Origin of the sequence: Clostridium sp. AF17-21AC (assembly GCF_003461365.1) — a bacterium.
In the GTDB taxonomy this organism is placed as follows: Bacteria; Bacillota; Clostridia; order Lachnospirales; family Lachnospiraceae; genus Coprococcus; species Coprococcus ammoniilyticus.
On record NZ_QTWY01000002.1, the window covers coordinates 332,894 to 357,705 of the forward strand.

The 24,812-nt window shown below is 41.2% G+C and carries 16 protein-coding genes and 2 tRNA genes; 3 read left to right on the forward strand and 15 right to left on the reverse strand.

All coding sequences use genetic code 11. From position 1 onward, the window contains the following. Positions 1-3: 3 nt before the first annotated feature. The 7 genes from DWW85_RS04435 to DWW85_RS04465 form a co-directional block, all read right to left on the reverse strand. Positions 4-525, reverse strand: coding sequence for a DUF6106 family protein (locus DWW85_RS04435; protein WP_117807643.1), 522 nt, complete (start codon positions 523-525; stop codon positions 4-6). A gap of 59 nt (positions 526-584) precedes the next feature. Next, positions 585-1,511, reverse strand: coding sequence for a GNAT family N-acetyltransferase (locus tag DWW85_RS04440; protein WP_117807644.1), 927 nt, complete (start codon positions 1,509-1,511; stop codon positions 585-587). Between the two features lie 12 nt (positions 1,512-1,523). Continuing rightward, positions 1,524-2,072: a 2-C-methyl-D-erythritol 2,4-cyclodiphosphate synthase gene (ispF, locus tag DWW85_RS04445; RefSeq protein WP_117807645.1), complete on the reverse strand. Its 549-nt coding sequence runs from the start codon at positions 2,070-2,072 to the stop codon at positions 1,524-1,526. 145 nt (positions 2,073-2,217) lie between these two features. Further along, positions 2,218-2,291: transfer RNA gene (locus DWW85_RS04450), tRNA-Met, on the reverse strand. 15 nt (positions 2,292-2,306) lie between these two features. Beyond that, a tRNA-Val gene (locus tag DWW85_RS04455) sits at positions 2,307-2,379 on the reverse strand. A gap of 119 nt (positions 2,380-2,498) precedes the next feature. Then, positions 2,499-3,023: a DUF1700 domain-containing protein gene (locus tag DWW85_RS04460; protein ID WP_117785011.1), complete on the reverse strand. Its 525-nt coding sequence runs from the start codon at positions 3,021-3,023 to the stop codon at positions 2,499-2,501. Between the two features lie 91 nt (positions 3,024-3,114). Then, complete coding sequence (locus DWW85_RS04465) at positions 3,115-4,182, reverse strand: transglutaminase domain-containing protein (RefSeq protein WP_226801002.1); 1,068 nt, start codon at positions 4,180-4,182, stop codon at positions 3,115-3,117. A gap of 199 nt (positions 4,183-4,381) precedes the next feature. Between DWW85_RS04465 and argH the strand changes: the two genes are divergently transcribed. Together argH and DWW85_RS04475 are read left to right on the forward strand one after the other, a co-directional pair. After that, complete coding sequence (gene argH, locus DWW85_RS04470) at positions 4,382-5,767, forward strand: argininosuccinate lyase (protein WP_117807647.1); 1,386 nt, start codon at positions 4,382-4,384, stop codon at positions 5,765-5,767. 15 nt (positions 5,768-5,782) lie between these two features. Continuing rightward, a complete protein-coding gene (locus tag DWW85_RS04475; RefSeq protein WP_117807648.1) occupies positions 5,783-6,010 on the forward strand; it encodes a hypothetical protein in 228 nt (75 codons plus the stop codon). Positions 6,011-6,302: 292 nt separating this feature from the next. Here the strand turns inward: DWW85_RS04475 and sigG are convergent, their stop codons facing one another. The 7 genes from sigG to DWW85_RS04510 all read right to left on the reverse strand — a co-directional run bounded on the left by sigG (position 6,303) and on the right by DWW85_RS04510 (position 15,827). Continuing rightward, positions 6,303-7,079, reverse strand: a complete 777-nt coding sequence (gene sigG / locus DWW85_RS04480; RefSeq protein ID WP_021943748.1) for an RNA polymerase sporulation sigma factor SigG — start codon at positions 7,077-7,079, stop codon at positions 6,303-6,305. A 101-nt stretch (positions 7,080-7,180) separates the two neighbouring features. After that, positions 7,181-8,779, reverse strand: a complete 1,599-nt coding sequence (locus DWW85_RS04485) for a peptide chain release factor 3 (protein WP_008400679.1) — start codon at positions 8,777-8,779, stop codon at positions 7,181-7,183. Between the two features lie 2 nt (positions 8,780-8,781). Then, positions 8,782-9,285 (reverse strand): helix-turn-helix transcriptional regulator, encoded by a 504-nt coding sequence (locus DWW85_RS04490; protein ID WP_117807649.1) that lies wholly within the window; start codon positions 9,283-9,285, stop codon positions 8,782-8,784. Positions 9,286-9,336: 51 nt separating this feature from the next. After that, a complete protein-coding gene (locus DWW85_RS04495; protein ID WP_117807650.1) occupies positions 9,337-10,041 on the reverse strand; it encodes a 4'-phosphopantetheinyl transferase superfamily protein in 705 nt (234 codons plus the stop codon). Positions 10,042-10,194: 153 nt separating this feature from the next. Next, positions 10,195-12,768 carry a tubulin-like doman-containing protein gene (locus tag DWW85_RS04500; protein ID WP_117807651.1) on the reverse strand — a complete coding sequence of 858 codons (2,574 nt, stop codon included), beginning with the start codon at positions 12,766-12,768 and terminating at the stop codon, positions 10,195-10,197. Between the two features lie 377 nt (positions 12,769-13,145). Continuing rightward, positions 13,146-14,798 carry an alpha-amylase family glycosyl hydrolase gene (locus tag DWW85_RS04505; protein WP_117807652.1) on the reverse strand — a complete coding sequence of 551 codons (1,653 nt, stop codon included), beginning with the start codon at positions 14,796-14,798 and terminating at the stop codon, positions 13,146-13,148. 120 nt (positions 14,799-14,918) lie between these two features. After that, positions 14,919-15,827, reverse strand: coding sequence for a LysR family transcriptional regulator (locus DWW85_RS04510; RefSeq protein WP_117807653.1), 909 nt, complete (start codon positions 15,825-15,827; stop codon positions 14,919-14,921). Positions 15,828-16,109: 282 nt separating this feature from the next. Here DWW85_RS04510 and DWW85_RS04515 point away from each other — a divergent pair, with 282 nt between their 5' ends. Beyond that, positions 16,110-16,811, forward strand: a complete 702-nt coding sequence (locus tag DWW85_RS04515) for a DUF6198 family protein (RefSeq protein WP_242996026.1) — start codon at positions 16,110-16,112, stop codon at positions 16,809-16,811. 113 nt (positions 16,812-16,924) lie between these two features. Here DWW85_RS04515 and DWW85_RS04520 read toward each other — a convergent pair whose 3' ends face one another. Then, positions 16,925-24,565, reverse strand: a complete 7,641-nt coding sequence (locus tag DWW85_RS04520) for a fibronectin type III domain-containing protein (RefSeq protein WP_117807654.1) — start codon at positions 24,563-24,565, stop codon at positions 16,925-16,927. Positions 24,566-24,812: the final 247 nt, after the last annotated feature.

A 24,812-nucleotide genomic window follows, 5' to 3' on the forward strand; every position in this document is an offset into this window, starting at 1 on the left:
TCTCTATTCCCGGATTTTTCCCTTAAAAAATTGTTTTACATGTTCAATCGTCTTTGCATCAAGCTCTAACAGGACTTCCTCTGTGCGGTTATTCTTATTCAGAATAAAAGAATAAACAGGATTCTCTGTGTTCTTATCCTTTGAAGTGAAATTCATCGTTTTAATACCGGAATTTGCCTGATGCTCATTATCCCTATAGATTGAATCTACAGTCGTGATCTGCTTTACTTCTCCGCCTTCAAAATGATACATCTGTTTTCTGCTGCTCTTTGCGGTAATCCTTGCAACCTCAACATCATCATTTACGAACAAATATTCAAACTCACACTCTTTTCGATTGATCGCAAGTGAAAATATAATTACACCAACAACCACAAGCGGAAGTCCAAAGATTGCGCCTCCCGGTACAAAGAACATAAAAAATGCTCCCACCACAGTGATAATTGCTCCAAGTACGATCAATGCCATGATTCCGGCAGAAGTCTTTGTTTTCACTATATGTTCTACATATCCATCTGTTGTCATTTTATTTCTCCTTTTTGTATATACATTCTATAATTATTATACATGGTATCCATACTTTTTTAAACCACTTCATTTATGAAAATATGATCTAATTTTCTATATAATTCTGTGCACTCCATATACGGCTCATAAAACATGATCCCATGACCTTTCTTTATCATCTTATGATTCGCATAAGTTCCAAACAGTTCGATTTCCGGAAATACCCGGATGCCACTCTCACAAACGCCATATAACAACGGATCAAGTGAACCGGTATCTGTACAATACTGAACGATCTCTGCATAATCTCCATCATACATAGTTCCATATACTGCCGCTATCTCATTCTCATCCTTTATGATATATACATCACCGAATAGAGACTGACATTCCATTCCAAGATCCTCCAGATAGGCTCTGGTTCGTGGTACAAAGAGATTATAGCATTGTGTCAGTTTTTCAGAAAAGCTCTCCAACTGTTCATCTGTTATATCTTCCAGCCCACAAAGCTCATAATTATTCTTCTCAGGTTTCAGATCTGTTATATTATAAAAGCCGCTTTCTACCACCGGAGCAAATCCCAGTCCTTTATAATAGATCTCCTTCTCCGGCATCAGATAAATATAATCGTAATTATTCTCTGCCGCATATGACAGTACATACTTCATTAACATCGACATAATTCCCTGTTTGCGAAATTCCGGGACTGTCGCAACTCCGACAACATAACCGCCCTTTTTATATGCTGTCACTCCTGCTGTCGTCTCAGCAAGAGTATATGGATTTAAATGCACCATGGAAATGATCTTAGAGCCATTCTTTGCCACAAAGATCTGATTCCTTATTGCTACACTTGAAAAATAATAATCCATATATGCATCCTGATCGTCAAATGACTGTTTCCAGAGTTTTCGTATCTCGTTCAAATCTTCCGCTCCGGCAATCTCTATCCTGATCGAATCAAACGATTTACGATCCATATGATCGTATCTTTCTTCATTCATACCCGAAACTACCTACTGCCTGACCGGACAGCCCTGACAACCGGCACAGCCTCCCTGATTCATTCCCATAACATCATAATCATAGTTTCCAACAGTCTCTAACAGACAGACAGCCTGTGAACTGATTCCAAGGCCTGCTCCGGTAAATCCCAGCTTTTCCTCTGTCGTAGCCTTCACATTCACCCTGTTCACCGGAAGCTCCAGACATTCTGCAATATTCTTTCTCATATCTTCTATATATGGGGCAAGCTTCGGCTGCTGTGCTATCACTGTCGCATCTATATTCTCTATAAAGAAAAAATTCTCGTCCAGAAGCTTCTTCACTTCCTTTAACAGCACCATGCTGTCTGCACCCTTATAACGGTCATCTGTATCCGGAAAATGCCTGCCGATATCTCCCAGTGCCGCTGCTCCAAGAAGCGCATCCATGATCGCATGTAGCAGAACATCTGCATCTGAATGCCCAAGCAGTCCTTTCTCATATGGAATCTCCACTCCGCCAAGGATCAACTTTCTGTCTTCTACCAATTTATGAACATCATAGCCCATTCCAACTCGCATATTTGATTTCTCCTTATTTCTTATTTACCCATCTCACCCGATGATAAAATGTTTATCCATTCTATAATAATTTATCCATTCATAATCAACAAACTTTTCTGCAAAGAAAAAAATCGTCATGACATTCATGACGATTAAAGGTTAGTAGCGGGAGGGGGATTTGAACCCTCGACACTGCGGGTATGAACCGCATGCTCTAGCCAACTGAGCTATCCCGCCATATTTTATTTTAAATGGGACCTACAGGGCTCGAACCTGTGACCCTCTGCTTGTAAGGCAGATGCTCTCCCAGCTGAGCTAAGATCCCATTTCGTTTGTGTTCTCTGTCGAACACCTTTGCTAGTATAAGGGATATACCGATAATTGTCAAGAACTTTTTTCAACTTTTTTTAAAACTTTTTTATCTGTTAAAAATTCTACTTCCGACTACATTCGATGATTGTCGATCAGACTGATAATCAGGTTCACAATAAACAAAATTGCAGCAACCGGAATGATCACATATACAAGAATCTTAACTCCAATCACAACAAGCAATACAATCAATGCAAGTAATAAAATAAGTCCGATTCCGATCACAACCTTCCCAAGCGTTGTAGAAAAATCAAGTTTTCCAAAGCAGACACTGGTATTTCCATTTTCATCCATTTTGACATGCCAGCCCTTTGGTGCGTCTTCTCCATCTCGGCTCACACTTCCGCGTCTGCCGCCTGTTGTCTCTGTATAAGTATAACTCTGTTCTGTCCGGTCAGCTCCTGCGGTATCAACAATCGTCTTTGCGATCAGTCGCCCGGAGCCAAGTTCCGCAACAATCTCCTCCTCAGTCTTTCCTTCTGCCAGTTTTCTCCGGAAATAAGACTCATAATATTCTATTGTTTCACAATATTTCTCATATGATACATTGCCATCCAGCCCTTCTCTGAGCTGATCCATAAATTCTTTCTTGCTCATATCTATCACACTTCACCCTCGCCTGTTCATCAGACATTGAGTTTTCCTTTCTCCCGTACTGTCGCGGGCATTTTGTTTTACAATAATAAAATCATGTATTTACATATACAATGATCACATAATATTCTCCCATATCTTCAACCAGATACTTAAGTTTTTTTATAGCCGAACTGTCATAGAGAAATGACAGATCCGGTCTGTCCGTATCCATATAATAAACAATTGCTTCGAGCACATCCGAGCGTCCGATCTGCTTCGTGATTCCTTTCTTATATGCTTCAAAATCATCAAATACTGCAAACGTCTTCACATAATAATTCATATCTGTATCTGTGCAGGTACGGTAAAACTCCCGTTCCCATGTATGATTTTCGGCAAGTGTATCATCTGTCAGATTAAAATATGTGTGTTTTACATATTCACCCATATCCGGAACCGCATCATCCCAGGTCAGATCAATATTATACCATTCCCCGTCAAGTTCTATCTGATTCCATGCATGCAGATCTCCATCCGCAGTCCCTACCACAATATCACAAGGAATATCCAAACAGGTCATCAGCATAAAAAATGCCTCTGCATAGCCATCGCAGACCGCCTTATGGGATACAAGAACACCATAAGCATCATATGCATCCTGCTGTTCCTCTGGAAAGCCATATACACAGTTCTTTATCAGATAATCATGTGCTGCTTTCTCCTTATCAAAATCGCTCATCGGTTCTTTGATGCAGGTCTTGTAAAATTCTATATATGAATCATACATGGCAAGTGCTTTCTTTTTATCCGATGGTATCTCTTCATCAAAAAGCACCTTCCGGATCACATAATAATTCTCACTCCGATCAAAAGAAAGTTGAATTGCAAGATAATCGCCGGAGGACACCAGTACTCGATAGGTATCTACACTTCCAAATGCCGAATCCACATATTTATTGATATCACTTATATCCTTTATCTTTACATTTTTTACATAAAAGATATCAGAATCATTTCCATCTTCCATCGAATGCATCACATTTGTTCGTAATGCTACCAGTCCGTCCACAACATCCTGACGATGAAATATATTAAAAAATGCCCATCTTCCTGTATAGAAAAGAACGATCAGCACAAGTGCCGTAATGATTCCTTTCAAAATAAAATGTCGTTTCTTCATCCAATCCATCCATTCTGACAATTTAAGTTATTTTATCATCTGTCCGCAACTGCTGTAAACCTGTAAATATCTATTTCATAAAAATTTGATATTTACCGTGCAAAATTCTTCTGCTAATCCCTGTTTTTGTTGATTAAGCTCTCATCCTGTTGTAAAATGAAACAGTTAAAATAAATTTAGAGAAAAGAGGAACTACATTATGGCACAGCTCTGGGGCGGTCGTTTTACAAAAGAAACAGACCAATTAGTATATAACTTTAATGCTTCGATCTCTTTTGATCAGAAGTTCTATAAACAGGATATCCGCGGAAGCATCGCACATGTTACTATGCTTGCAGCATCCGGCATTCTTACGGAAGCAGAACGTGATCAGATCATCGACGGCTTAAACAGCATCCTTACCGATGTAAAAAATGGCACACTTGAAATCACATCCAAATATGAAGATATTCACAGCTTTGTAGAAGCAAATCTGATCGACCGTATCGGTGATACCGGTAAGAAATTACATACCGGAAGAAGCCGTAATGATCAGGTAGCTCTTGATATGAAGCTCTATGTAAGAGATGAGATCGTCGAAATTAAAGCTCTTGTGCTGGAATTAATGAACACCTTACATTCCCTGATGAAGGAACATATTCACACATATATGCCCGGATTTACACATTTACAGAAGGCGCAGCCGATCACTCTCGCCCATCACTTTGGTGCATACATGGAGATGTTCAAGCGCGATTACGGCCGTCTGTGTGATATCTATGCAAGAATGAACTACTGTCCACTGGGCTCCGGTGCTTTAGCCGGCACAACTTATCCTCTGGACCGCGAATTAACTGCTTCCCTTCTTGACTTTGCAGGTCCTACCCTTAACAGTATGGATTCTGTCGCAGACCGCGATTACTGTATCGAATTATTATCTGCACTTTCAACGATCATGATGCATCTGAGCCGTTTCTCAGAGGAGATCATTATCTGGAATACAAATGAATATCAGTTTGTCGAACTGGATGACGCATACAGCACAGGAAGCTCGATCATGCCACAGAAAAAGAACCCTGATATCGCAGAGCTGGTTCGTGGTAAGACCGGACGTGTCTATGGTGCATTGACTTCTCTCCTTACCACAATGAAGGGGATTCCGCTTGCTTATAATAAGGATATGCAGGAGGATAAGGAATTTACCTTTGATGCGATCGATACCGTAAAAGGATGTATCGCATTATTTAACGGTATGATAAAAACTATGACTGTAAATAAAGACCGTATGGAAGCATCTGCAAAGAACGGATTCACAAATGCTACGGATGCTGCCGATTATCTGGTAAACCACGGTGTTCCATTCCGGGATGCGCACGGCATCGTAGGTGAACTGGTTCTCGCCTGTATCGAACGGAACATCTCACTGGATGAGCTTCCATTAGACGACTACAAGGCAATCTGCCCGGTATTTGAAGACGACATCTATCAGGCGATCAGTATGGAAGAATGTGTCAATAAACGTAATACGATTGGTGCTCCGGGACCGGAAGCCATGAATAAGATCATCGAGATCAACGAAGCTTATCTGAAGGATCTGAATAAGTAAGGAGATGAATCAGAATTGAATCGAACAACAAAAGCAAAATATGATCTGGCAGAACGAATGTTAAATGTTCACATCGAACCGGCCGAAGTTGCCATGATGAGTGATCTTCCACTTGAGGAAGTAGAAAAACTGAAAGCAAATCTCATGAAAAACAGCGACACCGGCGGCACAACCGTTCAGGATTATATGGCAGAGCTTGCCACCGAAGCCAAGTCACAGTTAGAAGCCAAACAAAAAAATTAAATAGGTCAAAGCAAAAAAGCACAATAAATGTAAAAAACTATAATAAAATATGGGAAATCACAATAACACAGATTTACCCGTAAACAGATAAAGAGGTATCTATATTTTGTTCTACTGACCCTTTTCATGTCGGTCCTTAACGAACCGCAAGGCGGTGCGTTTAGTACCGCTACGTGATAACTGAGACCTTACCAAGGCTATCAGCCGAGGTTAGTTCGAAGTTATACAGCGTAAAATAGAATGAAAATGCTCTGTAGAAATAATATATAGATACCTCTTTATCGTTCATGTCTCATCGAAGGTAGCCTTTTAGCGATTTGATCGCACTCTTTTCGATACGGCTGACCTGCGCCTGTGAAATGGCGATCTCCGATGCGACCTCGGTCTGTGTCTTTCCTTCAAAGAAACGGAGCCTTAATATATTATATTCTCTCTCATTTAATTTCTTCATTGCCTCTTTCAATGAAATATTCTCTACCCAATTTTCTTCTTTATTCTTCTTATCACTTAACTGATCTACGATATATAACGTATCTCCGCCTTCCTGATAAACAGGCTCATATAATGAAACCGGTGTCGATATGGCATCCAGTGCTGTCGTGATATCTTCCGGTGCTACATCGATCTCCTTTGCAATTTCATCCACGGTCGGTTCCCGATCCAGCTTCTTTAACAAAGCATCCTTTGTGTAGATCGCCTTATATGCAATATCTCTTAACGACCTGGATACCCTGATACTGTTATTATCCCGCAGATACCTCCGGCATTCTCCGAGTATCATCGGAACTGCATACGTCGAAAACTTCACATCCAGACTCCGGTCAAAATTATCAATTGCTTTTATCAATCCTATGCATCCAACCTGAAACAGATCGTCAGGGTTCTCATTTGAATTCGAAAATCTCTGGATCACACTCAGAACCAGTCGCAGATTGCCCTTGATAAAGGTCTCTCTGGCAGCCATATCTCCCTGCTCGATCCTGTCAAACAATTCATCCTTTTCCTTGTCTGTCAGTAACGGAAGTCTGGCTGTATTCACACCACATATCACTACCCTGTTCAGTGCCATATCATGTTCCTCCTGCTTATGTCTGCCTGTCCGTCAAACGGATTTTTTCTTAGGCCTCATAAGAAAAGGATTTACATTTTCAGGGTAGATTATTCATTTATTTAATTCTTTCTGAACTCTAACAGTTCCAGTCCTTCATTATGCTCAAGCACCTGATTGATAACCCATTCATTTGCAAATAATAACAATGGATTACCCTTCATATCCTTCACCTTCTTAACATCGCTGACACGTTTCAGCTTTGTAAGATCTGTAGATGGATCTTTTACCCAGCGGATATAGTTATAAGGGATCGGCTCTAAACGGATCTCACATCCATATTCATTCTCCAGTCTGTATTTTAATACATCAAACTGAAGAACACCTACAACACCTACGATAATCTCCGACAATCCTGCTGTAAACTCCTGAAAGATCTGAATTGCACCCTCCTGTGCAATCTGAGTAACACCCTGTACAAACTGCTTACGTTTCATCGTATTCATCTGAACAACTCGGCAGAAATGCTCCGGCGCAAATGTCGGGATTCCTTCGTACTGAAATTTCTTACCCGGAAATGTAAGAGTATCACCGATTGAAAATAATCCCGGATCAAATACACCGATTACATCACCCGCATATGCTTCTTCTACGATCTTACGATCCTGCGCCATAAGCTGCTGCGGCTGGGATAATTTTAATTTACGCTTGCTGGCTGCATGGTAAACCTCCATACCGGCTTCAAATTTACCTGAACAGATACGCATAAATGCGATTCTGTCACGATGCGCTTTATTCATATTTGCCTGTATCTTAAAGACAAAAGCTGAAAATGGTTCTGTAACCGGATCGATCACACCCTGATCCGACATTCTTCCAAGCGGAGGTGTCGTCATTTTCAGGAAATAATTCAGGAACATATCGATACCGAATGTATTCAGTGCAGAACCAAAGAATACGGGTGAAAGCTCTCCCTTCTGAACCTTCTCGAGATCGACTTCATCGGTTGCACCGTCAACCAATTCAATTTCTTCCTTAAACTGGTCATACAGGTACGGTCCGATCAGATCCTTAAGCTCCTGATCCTCGATATGATATTGCGTCTCCGCAGCCTTCTTCGCACCACCGGTTGAGATAGCTTCAAAGGTATCGACCATCTTGGTCTCTCTGTCATAGACACCCTTAAATTCCTTACCGGAACCGATTGGCCAATTCATCGGACAGGTACGTATTCCAAGGACATTTTCAATCTCATCCAACAATTCAAATGTATCTCTTGCATCACGATCCATCTTATTAATAAATGTAAAAATCGGGATATGACGCATTACACAGACCTTAAAAAGCTTGATCGTCTGTGCCTCTACACCCTTTGATGCATCAATAACCATAACAGCAGAATCCGCAGCCATCAGGGTTCGATATGTGTCTTCTGAGAAATCCTGATGTCCCGGTGTATCAAGAATATTGATACAGTAGCCTTCATAATTAAACTGAAGAACGGATGAGGTAACTGATATACCTCTCTCCTTCTCAATATCCATCCAATCGGATACCGCATATTTGGAATTTGCTTTTCCTTTTACCGATCCTGCCGTATTGATCGCACCACCAAACAGGAGAAACTTCTCTGTTAAAGTTGTCTTACCGGCATCCGGGTGGGATATGATCGCAAATGTTCTTCTTTTCTTAATCTCGTTTTCGATATTCTTGTCTGCCATTTCTAATTTCCTCTTTTACTCATAATTGAATCTTTATTTTTTTTAGCCCACATCATCAACGATTGAATGTTGACTGACATTTTTTCCAACTCAGTCAGAACCGAATCAAACTGTTCCAATTCTCCTTCATCTACAATTCCATCGGAAGTGATATTGATCAGTTGCTCCGTGATATTCTCCATCTTCTGAGAAGATCCAAGGAACTGAAGGATCAGTCGATCCAGGCTATCTGCATTGATCGGTTTCACTGTCTCACGACCGATTGCACACTCCCCTGAGCAATACATATTACAAAGCTCCGGTATCTCATATACATCCGCCATCGCCAGAACTTCTTCCGGATAAGGAACTGACATGCCAAGCTCGATCCTTGATAACCGCGTCCGGTCAATATTTAAAATCTCAGCCGTCTTTTCCCGGCTGGTAAGATTTGGATTATTCTTTGATGCATTATATCTTGCGATATAATACGGATTATTCAGTGCTTTCGTAGCTTTTTTACTCATATCATGTTCCTCCAAAACTTCACTTATGTATCAGTACATAAATTTTCATCATCATATTACCACACAATCTACATTCTGAGAAGAAAAAAGAACCGACTTATCAGAAAATACAGTTTCTTCTAACAAACCTTCCTTATTTGCACAGGCACAGAGATTATATTTCCGACCTGTTTTATCTGTTATTCTGAATTCCCGGAAATAGATATTTTTCTTTTTCATCTCTGAACGATCCATAATTTTTTTCTGAGTCGGTTCTGAAAAATCAAGTCCTTTTCCTGTCATCTTACCAAATGATTCCATCCGGGTCCAGACCCGTGCAAAATATAATGCAGCCGCATCCGGATCCAACTTCTTATATTGTTCTCTATCCGCTTCTGAAAATAACCGGTTCACGATCTTCTCCCGTCCACCCTGTATCAGCTCGATATCAATGCCACAGGACAGATCGTGCTTCGTTTCTTTATGAAAGATCAGAACTGCAACGCATCCGCTGTGACTGATATTAAATGCTATCTCAGGATGATCTGCCAGATAAACCTTGCCATGCTCCATGATCTGATAGCGACAGTCTTTCTCAGACAAATGACACTCTTTTAACGCCCGGTCAAGCAAAATTCCCGCAGCAACCGACAATTTCTTATCCTTCTCATATCGAAGCCTATTCACTTTTTCCAAACGATACTCAGACAGCTCTTCCAGATACTTTTTCATCTGCTCCTCTGTCATATCCGACACATCCGCATACCAAATCAGCATGGAAATTTTCCTTTCTATCTATTCATGTAAACCTTTTTCTAGTATAACCATATTCCGGTAAAAATCAAATTTAAAAAAACCCCACATACGAAAGTTTGAAAAACACTAACGGTTTCATACACCTCCACATGTAGGATTCTTTCATACTATTTATTATAACGTGCAAAGATTCGGGAAATCTCTCATATCCCTATTCACTTCGTCAATATGCAGTCCCTTGTAAGAACTATCTACTGCATTATAGGCTTTCTGCATCTCTGCTGTACATGCCATCATAGATGCAGGCACGCCGACATACATATCATTGATCGAAATCTCGATCTCACCAGGATTCAATGTAATGGAATCCTCCTTCTCATTATATGGTTTATCCATCAAGATTCCTTTTACTGCCCTACTGAAATACGGCATTACATTTGGCACTGATATATATTGCTTATTCAACAAAAGTTCTTTGTAGCCATCCTTGAGCACACATAACTGCTTTTCTTCCTGAATATCATTTACAAATGCAGCAGCTACCTTCTGCATAACTTCATCCCGTCGGTCATTTGTCGGTGAACCAAACATAACATTGATATCATTCTCTGCAAGTTTCTTATCTGAGAATGCAACGGATAACATCTTCTCCGGACCATATGCTCCGATACCGCTGAATAAACGACGATAAATCTTCTCCATCGCATCCTTGACTGGAACAACTCTTCCGTTATCAATATTTGCTTCATTATCTAACATCAACCGGATCAGTCCATCCTTTACCTCATTGATACGACTGTCATTTACATAATCAGTCGGAAGGAATTCATGTCTGGCCGCATTCTTTAATATATTCTTCGTTGTTACCTTACCTTCATTTGCAAGATCCTCGATTGAATTCTTCAGATCTTCTCCGAACTGGGAATAGATCTCATCCAAACGCTCTGCCCGTTGCTGCAACCAACGAAGTGTATCACCAAACAGATCCTGTGCATCAATCTCATCCATGATCCGATTTCGTTCTGAAGCAAGTGTCTCTTTGATACAGGCATCATAATATCCATTCTCTGTCTCACGCTTTGCAGACGGAAAAGTGAAGAAACGTTTTGCTACAATCTCACATATAGATTCTATAATTCTGGAATATTCACCGGATGGTGTATATTTGCTGTGAAGCTCCTGCAGCTTCTTAACCTCTGCCATCATACCTCTGGTAGAATCTGCTACACCGGCTGTTGGTGCTCCGATAATATCAATCGCTGCATACGGACCGCATACCTTGATATATTTGGCAATTACAGCATCTAAGGAATTCCACAATTTATTCTTAATGGACTTGATCATGACCGGAAGCTCTTTATCCATATTATCAAGCTTCTCACCCATATGTTCTCTGAGTCCATCTGTATGCTTCTTGATCATCTTATAGGTTGGCTTCGTAAACTGTCCAAACTGGATTAATCCGTTCACACTGAGGTTGATCTCATCCCCCGGTTCTGCATGAAGAAAATCATCCAGCTCTTTTAACGCATCCTTGATATCCGCTTCAATCTGCGGATTGTCAAATGGTGAAACAAACAAACGCTTATATGCTTTGTTAAACAGATCACTCTCACAGATATTCTCAATCTCACGGATCGGTATCTTGTAATCTGCTTCACTGACAACCTTATAATAACAATTTGCTGTCGCAATCTCAGAATCCGAATGTTCCATCTTCCAGTTTGTCACAGAATATTTCTCATTGTCAAAGAATACATCCCGAAGCAGCTTTCTGTCATCGTTTACATCATTGTTACCGATATATTTGTTACATGCAAGTTTATATAGGAAGCTTGCTGTGTCCATCAGAACTGTACCCTCCGGCAGGTATCCCTGGCTGTCCTTCTTACCGGATACCAGCATACAGGCATCGAACAGATTCTCCCGGATCACCAGCTTATGGGTGGTGCTTTCAAATATATATGCATCATCCTTTTCTGAAAGCTTCATATAGTAATCGACTTCTTTTAACGCAGCACAGCCATTTGCCATCATCCGGAACATTAACTCCGGATCTTCCGTTACGCTCTTGTTGCCAAATATAACATCCGGCATCAACAGGCAGCCTCCGATTCGAAGATTCGCCCACTTCTTTGCTTTTCCATACGCCCGGATATTATATGTAAGATCGGATAAGATACCGCTTCCGGTTCCGCCGGAAAGACTGGATACAATGATCACATCCATCCAATTACCATTCGCCTTATCATGAATCTCTTCCAGTCTGTCAAATAACAGCATACGGATATCTTCATAAGCATTTGAAAACATGAGTCGTCCGATCTGACGATTGCCATGCGCACCGTCTTTTGTCACTGTAACATCCGGAAAGTCTGCATCCATCCAGTTTGCAAGATTCGGATGTACCGGATTTTTCTTGATTCCATCTGCAAGTATATTTTCAATATTCGGTCTGTAGATACTTAATACTTCAAGTGCATTAAAACCAACATGCTCTTTGCTGTCCTCAATTGTCTGTTCCATCTCAGGAATGTCTGAATCAATCATCAGAAAATGAATATTATCCTCCGGTATGATATCATCAACCATCATCCCCTTTAAGTTACAAACGGTTCTGCTTCCGACACCGCCAAGACCGATCACCAGCAGATTCCCATTAAACCGGTCATCGTGACTGATTCTTCCAAATACGCGGATATCCCTCAGCTTGCTAAATTCTTCTTTTTGCGTATCAATAAGTATCATATACAATCTCCTTAATTATAACCATTCCCCCGGCACAGAAGCGGTTTCCGTCAATTCTGTGCAGTCTCGTTACAAATATACTAACATATATATTTATGCTAACACTATTTTATGTGATTTTCAACAAAAAACTACATATTTTTTAGAGGTTTTGCATTCTTTTTTCTATGCAATCTTAATATTCTACGCATAGTTCTTATTCTTTATGCATAAATTTTTGCGACAAAAAAGTCCATCAGACTTGCTCATTCAGAAAACAAGTCTGATGGACTTTTTCTGTCTATAAATTTCTCTAATAAAATATTATACAAAATACTTAATACCATCTTCTCATAGTAATTTTCATTACTATAAGTAAAATGTAGGCAAATTATATATTATTCATTGGTTAAATATACGACAACACCCTTGTTTGCCGGAAGGTCTACGATCAGCTTCCCATCGCGGATCTCAAGGCTTTCTCCGCCTGTACAGTCACCGCCTGCGGCTACAGAGTTTCTCTCCTGCTTATGCATTGTCTGTTCAAATTCACCGATCACACGATGCATGTTATTCATGGTATCATTCAGATTTCCAAACAGATTCCATACTGCCTGGCCGAAGTCTGCGCCTGTTTCCAGTGCTTCTAATGCCTTACGGATATCTTCTGCCTTATAGCGGATTTCACCGGAGGCTCCGACCAACTGACCGGCTTTATCAAGCAACTCATTTCGTGCATTTCCCCATGCCTTTGCTGTTGCATCATCGGTACAGGTATCCTCCTGCGCTTCTGCTGTCTGATCAATCGTCAGGAGGTTGACTGCTTTATTTGCACCAATCGGCAGATTAATCTCCATGTGTGCACCGTTATCTGCATTATTCAATGCCGTTACAACTGCACGTCCATCCAGACATCTTGCAAATGCAAACTGTCCGGTCGTTAGATACAATTCCCGGTAGTCTCCATAGGTCAGTTCCGGAAATCTCTGTTTTAGATGTCCAAGTGTTGTATACAATGCAGGAAGCTCATCTTTTTCATCAAAATCAGCCAGATTCAGATCCGGACGCAGATTCCAGTCTGAACCATTCTCCTTATTGCCCGGTATACCGAATTCAGAACCGTAATAGATTGATGGAATTCCCGGTACGGTATATACGAGGATCGCTACATTGTACATATGCGCCTTGTTATTTAATTTACTGTAGATTCTTGCTACATCGTGGTTATCACAGAAGGTATATAACTTCTTATCACCTACAATGCCATTTAAACGCTTGATCGTATGTGCAATCTCAAAATAGTTATGGTCGTTATGTCCGGAATACAAGCCCTTATGCAGTTCATAATTTGTTACGGAATGGAGCATATCGTTATTTGCCCATCTCGAATAATCTCCATGAATAACCTCGCCCATCAGCCAGAAATCCGGCTTTAATCCATTGCAGAAGGAACGTAATTCTTTCATAAAGCCAAAATCAAGTACGTCCGCAGCATCCAGACGGATTCCATCAATATCAAATTCATCGACCCAGAACTTTACGGTTTCAAGATGATAATTCTTCACTTCCGGATTCCAGAGGTTTAATTTCGCAAGCAGATTATATCCGCCCCAGTTATCATAGGAAAATCCATCGTTATATTCGTTGTTACCCCAGAAATTCACATTGCAGTACCAATCCTTGTATCTGGAATTCTCCCGGTTCTGCTTTATATCCTGAAATGCAAAGAAATCTCTGCCTGTATGATTAAATACACCATCTACGATGACCTTTACATCATTTGCATGACAGTTCTTTACGAACTGCTTGAAGTCATCATTTGTTCCAAGTCGTCTGTCTACCAGCCGATAATCGGTTGTATCATATCCATGAGAACCGGATTCAAATAACGGTCCTATATAAATCGCATTGCATCCGATCCGCTTCGCATGCTCCGCCCATTCATTTAACTTGTCAAAATGCGCTCCTGTCTCTCCATTGTTATCATGTGGACATCCACACAATCCAAGTGGGTAAATATGATAAAATACTGCGCTGTCATACCATGCCATAGTCTTTATCTCCTTTTATCATTTTTGTATACATATTGCAAAAAGCCATACATATCACTCATGTAAAATTATACCACAAACCTGTCGTATACGCGAAACTTTTATGCAAATTCCGATTTTCTATATATTCCATATAAATTTATCTTCCTGCATTTCATTTTTTTCCGACACATAATCATAAAAACGCTGTACACAGGGAGGCTTATAAGCAGTCGCGTCACAGACCATATAATACATCCGGTCTGCCCGGGGCTTTCTTAGCTTCAGGATTTTTACCGTAAGCCGTTCTAAGAGCTTCATATAAGGAACAACAGCAATTCCAAAGTTATGCGCTACAAGGCCGGCAATTACTTCATCTTCTTCTGTCTCATAAGCAATCTGCGGTGTCTCACCTATCAAGCTATATAATTCGTTTATCACATCCCGCATACCAGAACCTTCCGCAAAATAAATCTGCGGATATTTTAATGTGTCCGCAAGATCTACATTTTTCTCTTCTGCGAGCGGGTGCCCCTCCGGAGTGATCACGACAAGATCCTGTCTGCCAACCGGAAGAACAGACAGACCGCTTTCATCCACCGGTCTGGAACAGAATATAATATCGTACTGTTTCTCTTTCAGTCCATTTACTAACTCATGTGTTGTTCCTGTATGGAATGAAAACTGAACCGTTTCATCCTGTAACCTTTTCCTATAATCATCAACCAGTCCCGGAACAAAGTCCATACCAAGCGGTCGGACAAACCCTAATCTTACGACACCTTCTCCATGTGCTGCCTTCTGCATCAGACGGATGCCCTGATCGAGCGTCCGGATCGTATTCTCCGCATAGACCAGAAATTCTTCTCCATACCTCGTAAGTACAGTGTTACGTCCTGTCTTTTCAAATAATAATACCCCAAGTTCTTCTTCTAACTGGTGAATCGCATGGCTTAAGCTCGGCTGTGTGATGTTCAGATTCTTTGCTGCCTTCGTGTACTGCTGTTCCTTTGCCAGTTCCACGAAATACCGTATGTAAAATAAATTCATTCGTTTACCTCTTTCTATCTGACTTTTGATGTTCGATCCATTTTCCCTGTTCTCGTACAAAATTATTTATATCTCTCATTTCTCTCTATTATACTCGCAAATCATATATAGACAATATCTATAGAATTATAAAAACTATTTATTTGTTATCATTTGCATGGAGTGCTACAATACGGAACCGTGAAAGATAAATAAAATGAAGTAAATACACTTACATATGATATCAAAATCTTCTATTACAGATATCTATGATAAGCGCAAATGAAAGGATGTCACTTTAAAATGAATACATATGCACAAAAACAGATCATTCCTGAAACGGATGCTCATATGACACAACGGATCATGTATGGAGAGGTCGCCCTGATCGTTGCCGTATGCATAAACAGCTTTGCAGTCGTTCTGATGTTATATTCCGGTGCAGGAATTTCTGCGATTTCCAGTGTTCCTTACGCCTTTTCCGAGGTGCTCCCAAAGCTCAGCTTAGGTACTTGGACCTACATCTTTCAGGGACTTCTGGTTCTCACCCTGATGATTTTACGGAAGAAATTTGTCCCTCAATATCTGTGCAGTTTTATCGTTGGTTTTTTCTTCGGGAAACTGCTTGATGTCCATGAAATGTGGATCAACATTCTTCCAACCGCTATCGAATACCGGATTCTTTATTTTATAATTAGTTATGTGCTGATCTGTATCGGTATCGCACTTTCCAACCGTTGCGGTCTGCCAATCGTTCCTACCGACCTTTTTCCACGCGAGCTGTCGCAGATCATAAAGAAGAAATATTCAATCGTTAAGATTTCTTTTGACGTTATCTGTCTGCTTACAACTGCCTGTATGACAGGCTTCTTTCTCGGTCATATCAAAGGTCTTGGGATCGGAACTATATTGGCAGCTTTTACAATGGGAAAAGGTATTGCTATCGCCGGACAGATCATTGATAAATATATGATCTTTGTCACCTATCTGTCCAGAAAGAAATAGATTTTTATATAAATATTTTGAACAAAAATAAAATTCCATGAATGGGATAACAGGGAGCCGGAAAGCTCCTGTGTTACCCCGCCATGGAATTTTTTTAACTTAAATTTGCAGTTTTATTTTACTGTGACCTTCACCCGTTTATTTACTCCATTTAATGCAGTAACATAGATATAACAGGTTCCTTTTTTCTTTGCACGGATCGTACCCTTTGCCGTTACAACAGCAACCGCTTTATTGGTACTGCTGTAGCGAAGCTTAGCACCATGCCCTTTGGATAACAGTTTCTTCTTGTTATCCTGTAAGATAAGCTTAGTTGTTATCTTTGCTGTTTTACCTTTCTTTAAGGTATACTCTGTCTTCTTGCACTGAATCTTCTTTACATTTGTATATATCTTGTTCTTCGGCCCTGCGATATGGAGGGTCAGTCCTGTAGCAATATACTGCTTCTTCCCATTCACAATACGATATGCCTTGACACGGACTCTGTATGACTGCTTCCGGTTCAGACTCTTGCCTTTATACTTCCTCAGTACTGTTGCGTTCTTCTTTGCACCTGAAATCGTCTTAACAACAGTCAGCTTCTTTCTGTTACATGGAGCTGCATAGACATCATATCCCTGTGCCCCCTTAACAGCTTTCCAGGTCAGTTGGATTCCCTTCTGTGTCCATACAACCTTCTGTTTGCTGGAAAGTGTCTGTGAATTCTTCTCAATCTGCTTCTTAGTCAGTTTCTCTACAACCTGTTTTTCCGGTTCTAACGGAGGCTCCGGCGTCTTAACAACCGTTACAGTGATCTTAATCGGTACATTCTGCAACAGCTTCTCATCAACGGTACATACCAGTTTGCTCAGATCTGTATTGTTCGTCCGGACATCTGCTGTGATATCTGTACCATTCATACTCCATGCATTGATCTCATAGCCAGCGATCACCGATGCTGTCATTGTAACCGTGCTGTCCCGGTATACTTCAAGGCTGCCTGATCCGGAGGATACATTCTGCACAAGATCATTCTGTTTTTTACGATCCACATGAACAGCTATTGTTCCTGCCTTTGCTCCATCTGCCGATACCAGCTCATACTGAAACTCAGCTTTTGGAATCTCCTTATAAGTAACTGTCACCTCTACATTCTTCTCAAAGCCTGTATCTGGTGCCTGAATCCTGATCTGCTTATTGTCTGTATTTTCTATATCAGAAACCGTCATATCACTGTAAGCTGCACCATCCATCATTACTGTGATCTGATCCACTTCATATCCGGTCTTCGGTACTGCTGTCATAACAATATCTTCTATACGGTATCTGTCGATATAACCGCCGGATATAACATCATTACATCCCACTGTTCCCTTGCTGTCACAGCTATATGTGACAGTTGGCCGATCAAGCAGAACGAGTACAACACGCATGGATTTGTTTACACTGTTAAATGAACTTTCCTTCGCATCCTTTCCGGTTGCGATCGTCTGTTCTTCTGAACCGATAAACAGCTTCCACGCAGAGATCTGATACTGCTCCGGTACATCTGCTTTCATAACAACCGGCAGATTCTTTACGATCTTTGTATCATTGCTGATCTGCACTGAATCGCTCCATGCCGTAACAACATCATCTATCTGCTGTCCCTGTTCATTTACCGCTTCAAAATGAAGTGTTTCCATCTGGAACATATTGACAACCAACTTGATCTTCATGTCTTTCTGCACATTGGATACTACATACCGGTCTCCACCCGTTGCTGCTACAGTATAATGTGTATCATCGGTATAGATTCTCCATTCTGATACAGTAACGGATTCCGGAAGATCTGCTGTAAGTGCCACCGTTGATCCCTTTGCTGCCTTGCCATCCTGAACCTGTTCTGAGACATTGATCTTACAGCCTGCAACCGATGTATCTGGATCTTCTGCGATCACTTCTGTCTCAAATAAATATGTCTCTACCGGTTCAAATTCAACGGCCACAACAGTATCTGTCTCCACATTATCGAGTGTGATCTCTGTTCCGGCAAAGATACTTCCGTCAGTATTTTTCTGGATCTTTGCTGAACCACCATGAGAAACCGTCCACTGTTTTACGACATAATTCTCATCTGGAACCGCCTGAAGCAGGATACTCTTTCCCGTAAGGACGGTCTCACCTGTATCGATCTTGCTTCCATAGCTTCCGGCCTTTACATAATATGCCTGAAGACTTCCGTTTTCCGGCTGATCGTAATTCAACTGGTAGGTCTTTGCTGCAAAGGATACACTGACATGAACACTGCTGCTCAATGCTGAAATAATCAATGTATCTCCATTTACCATATAATCAGTTCCGAGAACCAGATCATTTCCATCACTTCCTGTTACCTTCCATGCTTTGACCTTATAATTATCCTTTGGAATTGCTTTAAAGGATACCTTGCTCTGATCTGCTAATCCGGCTCCGGATGCAAATGGCTCTTTGGAGTCTCCACAATATCCTTTTATCGTTCCCTTGCCATCAGACTCATATCGGACTGTATACTGGTTCGATACGATCTGATATTTTCCTCTGTTCAGAGTGACGTTATATTTCTTCAGGAATTCTTTTACCAAATCTATATACTCACTGTCTTCTTCGGTTCCAACTGTAAGCCATGCGATTCCGGTCTGGTAAACACCTGCTGTCGAATTTTCATCTAACTTCGGCTCAGCCTCTATTGTCATCAAATCCGACAGTTTATATTTAGCTGCATCTGAATCCAGGATACCGGATTCTGTGTCATCACCCGAATATTTTACAACAACATCTGACAGGCTTAATACTTTATCTGCCGTGTCATCCTCTGATATACCATCCTTTGATGGAGCAGTAATAACGATCGGCCGTTTGCTTACGGTAAGCATCTTCATCGCATATGATTTGGCCTGACTGGTACCGTTCTGTCTGGTTATCGTCGCAACAAATGTATGCTGTCCCGGCCATTTTGGAGTAAATGTATTGCTGGCTATATTTTCCGTTACAACCTTATCATCTCCATCCACATAGGATACCTGATAAGATACAGAAGCATCTGCTGCAAGCGGTTCTGTCGTTATATTGCCGGATGTATCGTTTTCCCGTTTTCCCTGTCTGACTTCTAACTTAATGGTATTGCCATATTCCGCATTGTTTCCGGAAAGAACGTATACCGTATTATCCGTACGATCTACTACATAATAAACAGTCTGTGTATCAGTAGGATATAATGATGTATTTCCGCCATAAGATACAGTCACCGTATAATCTCCGGCTTCTTCCGGATTCCATACAACAGAAGCATTACCATTCTTATCTACATCGGTTGATATATCACGAATAGAACCGGTCCGGTTATTGAAGAAGTTTACATTTACAATTCCTGTTTTATCGATATTGACAGAAGATGTAACTGCCTCTGCAACATGGATCTGAACCGTTGTCTGATCTCCCTTTATGATATCTTCAACCTGTGTATCATATGTTTCATTTACGGTAACAACCTCACCAGGGGTAACACCATACTGCTTAGATGCTCCACTTCCCATAAGAGAAAAGGCATCATCCGTAGCGATCTTTAATTCATTAAATGTTGTAATGATCTGCTCCTGCTGGTTCTCATCTGTTACCGTCTGCTCAGTCTTGTAATAATAGGTCTCATCCGCAGTCCGATCTGCTTCGGCGGATTTTGAATACATGATATAAGCATTATTTCCTTCGTATGCCTCCGGCCAGTACAGATACCAGGTTGTTCCATCAACCTCGATATACTGCTGATTTGTAGTGCCAGCAGATTCTTCTTTATATCCGGCATAAGCAGGCACATAGGACTGAACAGTACCGGCATACGCTTTTGCTGTAATTGCTCCATCTGTACCCTGTTCCAACTGATACCACTGTGTAACTGCTTCTGACATAGCATCTGTGCTGTACAACAATATCTCACCATCGGCTGTTACTGCTGTATATGCATAATAAGTCTTGCCCGCTGCAGTCTCTGTCACCTGTTCTGTCACAGGCTTTATTGTATCTGCATCAACTCCATTCCAGAGAGCGGCTGCATCACCGGTTGTTCCACTCTGGAATACATTTGGTATTACTTCATTTAATTTCACCTTTGCAGTTGCTGTTCCTGCTGTCTCATTATATCCTTCCAGTACATACCATTCATTTGTCTGGCTGTCAAAATAGATAAATTCCGGTATTACTGCATCCGGATATACAGCGGATACCACTGCACCATTCTTATACTGGACAAATGTCTCCTTCTGCGTTCCGATCGTAACGGCTACAGTCTTCGATACCATACGTTCATTTGTAACTGTCCGGCTCTGTGTGTACTGTCCAAATGCTGTATTGGTTCCTTTATTTGTACTGTCAGCCTGTGTATTACTGATTGATGCTGTCATGATACTGTCAGCTCTTCCGACATGCAGGACTCCAGGTGTTCCATATGCATACAGACGGACTCCCTTTATCAGCTCAGAAAGAACGCATCGATAAGAATTGCCATCCATATCCTCTGTGATACCATTTAACTTCAATGTACTTCCATTTATACCGGAAGCTTCTTTGTCCGTCAGGTTTACCCAATTGACCGAACCTGCTTTTCGAACCTGCCATGCATAGGACAGACCGCCTTTTGCATTTGCAGATGGAAGTGCATCGATCACAAAGCTTGCATTACCGCCGACAACAACTCTCTGTACACTTGTCATGCTTAAGATATCCGGTTTCTCACTGTCAGCCAGTGTATGAACGGATACCTCCGGTGTGTATTCGGAGTATACAGTCTCACCTCCGCTGTTTGTTCCAACTGAACGAAGTGCAAATTCATATTCCGTCGATGGTTTCAATCCATCATAGGTGTAAGAAGCACTGTCACCGCTGATCGTATCTAACAGACTGTATTTATTGGTTGTGATACCATCATTAAATACCTGATAGATCTCATATTTCTCTGCCTTCTTATAACCACTTTCCCATGCAAGCGTTACGGAATCTGCAGTCACGGTATCCACACTGATATCTTCCGGTGGAGATGGCGGCTGTTCGACATTTTTTACAACAAAGCCAAGGATTGGAACATTGCTGTCGCCAAGTTTTGCCTGCCAGATACCAAATTTTGTACTGAAGCTGTACTGGGAATCCGTCGCCGGCGGGTAAGCTACCACGCCTTCCTTCGATACTGATGAATAATCAAATGTTGTCTTACCGGAGCCCCAGCCACCGCCAAGCTTGACACCACCGCCATAATTCATCTTCACCACTTTGGCATCTATCTCACCTTCTACACCAAGTGTCAGTTCGAAGCTGTTCGTCTGGGTCATTGTCTTACTGCTCTGTGTACTATCCGTGATATTCATCGCTACCGTTGTCTGGTCATTGACCTTATTATTGATCTCTACCCAGTTCGGATAGCCAACAAACCCCTTCATTCCAAGTGAACTGGTCGCATAGGTATCCGGACATCCCGGCGTACTGGACAGAATATCCTTCGTGATCACCTTATTCTGCAGAGTTTCATCGCTTGCTGCAAACCGATTAAAGGAATCTACATCCATGGTCGAATAGACCGGCTGCTGCTGCACTCCGACCTCCATGGTATACGACGCACTTCCGTCGGCCGGCGTGATGACGTATTCATACAAAATAACCGGTGTTCGATAAAGCACTACCTGATTCTTCGTACCATCATTTTCAAAACTGATCGAATACTCATGGGAAAGCTCATCCTCGTATGACCACTCCCAGTCATGGGTATAGGACGCCTCCGTATGGAACTGCAATGCTGAAGAACCGATGGAAAATGATGCATATGCTCCAATGGATGCCATCTTCGTTTTACTGGTTACCGTTCCTTTTCCAGATACTTTACCGTATAAGGTTTCTCCGATATTTCCATTATAATAATTATCCTGAAGCTCGCCAAAATATGGAGCAGCCTGTAATACAGCCAGAATATCTACATTACTGTATGTATATTTCTTGCTCTTAAAGGTAAATACATCCGTATCTTTATCCGCATCAACTGCTGCGATCGCCAGACATGGGAAATCACTCATGCCGACATGCCGCACCAGCTCGTTTGAAGTCGAATCAAAATAACTGCCCGGTGTACAGATACCGGTCGATGAATCCTTGTTCTGTTCCTTACCGGACATGTTCACCCGGTAAAAGTACCGGTTAAAGCTCTGTTGCTTATATCCGGTCGTATATAAAACCTGCTCAATTCCCAGATCATTTTCATCAAAGTTTCCTGCCACACATCCGTCTACCCAGGTATCGGATATGATATAACCGCCGATTCCTTTATCACTGCTCTGACATACCTTGGCTGTATAGTCCTTTTTCCATGATTCATTTTCAAACTTCCAGAAAACACCATCTAAGAAAACCTGCTCCGCATCATTTCTTCCGTTTACTGCCGCACAGGTCAATGCAGGAAGCGGATGCACATTATCATCTTTATCAAAGCCTGCATTTACAAAATTACACATATCCATTACGTTTCCGCCGGATGGAATTAATGTCTCCACCTCTTCATTTGGATCGTATTTCAATGTTACCAGCATATACTTTTTATTTGAACCGGATTTATCTCCATCCGGGCCATCATTATCACTGTATACACCGGCAACTACAACTTCCGGGAAGCCATCAAAATCAATATCACCTGCTGCTACAGATGCGTAACGCATATATACACTGCATGTATCCTTATCCATTACATACTTATTCATCTGCTGTGGTTTCTTGTTCTCTACCTTATAACAGGCAAATACAGAGCTTCTCTGCTGCAGCTTCTTTCCATCACTGTCATCGTGGATATTCGAATAGGAACCAACCAGAAGGATCTCATCTTTACCATCCCGATTGATATCCGAAGTTTCTATCGACATGTTGATTGTTGCTCTTGCTGTCTTACCATTATTGGTAAATTTACCTGCCATATCCGCTCCGGTATTTCCCATAAAACTACGAACCGGAATATTATCACTGATCGGCGATAAGGTGATTCCGTCCAGGATCATAATATACGGATCTCCACGTTTTGGAACATAGACTGCGATATCTTCATCTCCATCACCATCAAAATCTCCTGCCTTTAATGTAAAATAATTCTTATAGGCACTGTATTTTTCCAACTGATTATCCCGAAGCCAGTCATTATCATCACCCGATCCAAGGCTGAAGGTCTTTCTTAATTCCTGACCTTTACCGGATGCACTGTATCTTGCTACAACAAGCTGCGGATCTTTTCCCAGTGATGCGCCAACAAGTGCAACCATATTATCACGGCCGGTTCCATACGGATCATAACCGTCTACATTTACATACTTGACATCAGCTGCGCCGGATGCTGTACGGCTCTGCATAAATCCATTGTTGTTCCGTTTCGAATCCGGTCCAACATAATAGCCCTTGATATCCGAGCTTTTCGTATAGTTATACGTCTCAGCATTTCGGTTCTTTCCACTGGATCGATACCATAAAAATGCTTCCATCTTTTCATTAAATGCAGAATAGCCGGAACCGTATGGATTTTCACCGTCATTTGCATTAAATGAACTTGGTGTCGTCAGATTAAATCCATATTTATCCTTTCCGCTGTTATCTGCATTTGAGGTATCTGCCTGCGTGACCGCCTGCCCCGGCGGCTCATCCGCAAGAACTCTGACCGGATTTCCAACCCCAGGAAACATACCGATCACCATCGAAATCGAAAGCATTGCTGCCATCCATTTCTTTCCCCATTTTCTGTTCATGTTCTCATCATCCCTTTCTTACATAAACGTTATTCTTGTTTCTGAATGCTGTCTCTGCATCCAAACCTCCAGTTACATAATAATTATATCGAAATATTTGCCAAAAAGAAAGAAAAATAGATGCATTTTATAAATATATTCATCTTACAAACACAATATGTGTGTTTATTCTGACAATTTGCGTTAGTTTGTTAGAAGCAGATACAATTTAAAACGCATAATGTTATGCAAATATTGTCGGATCAAA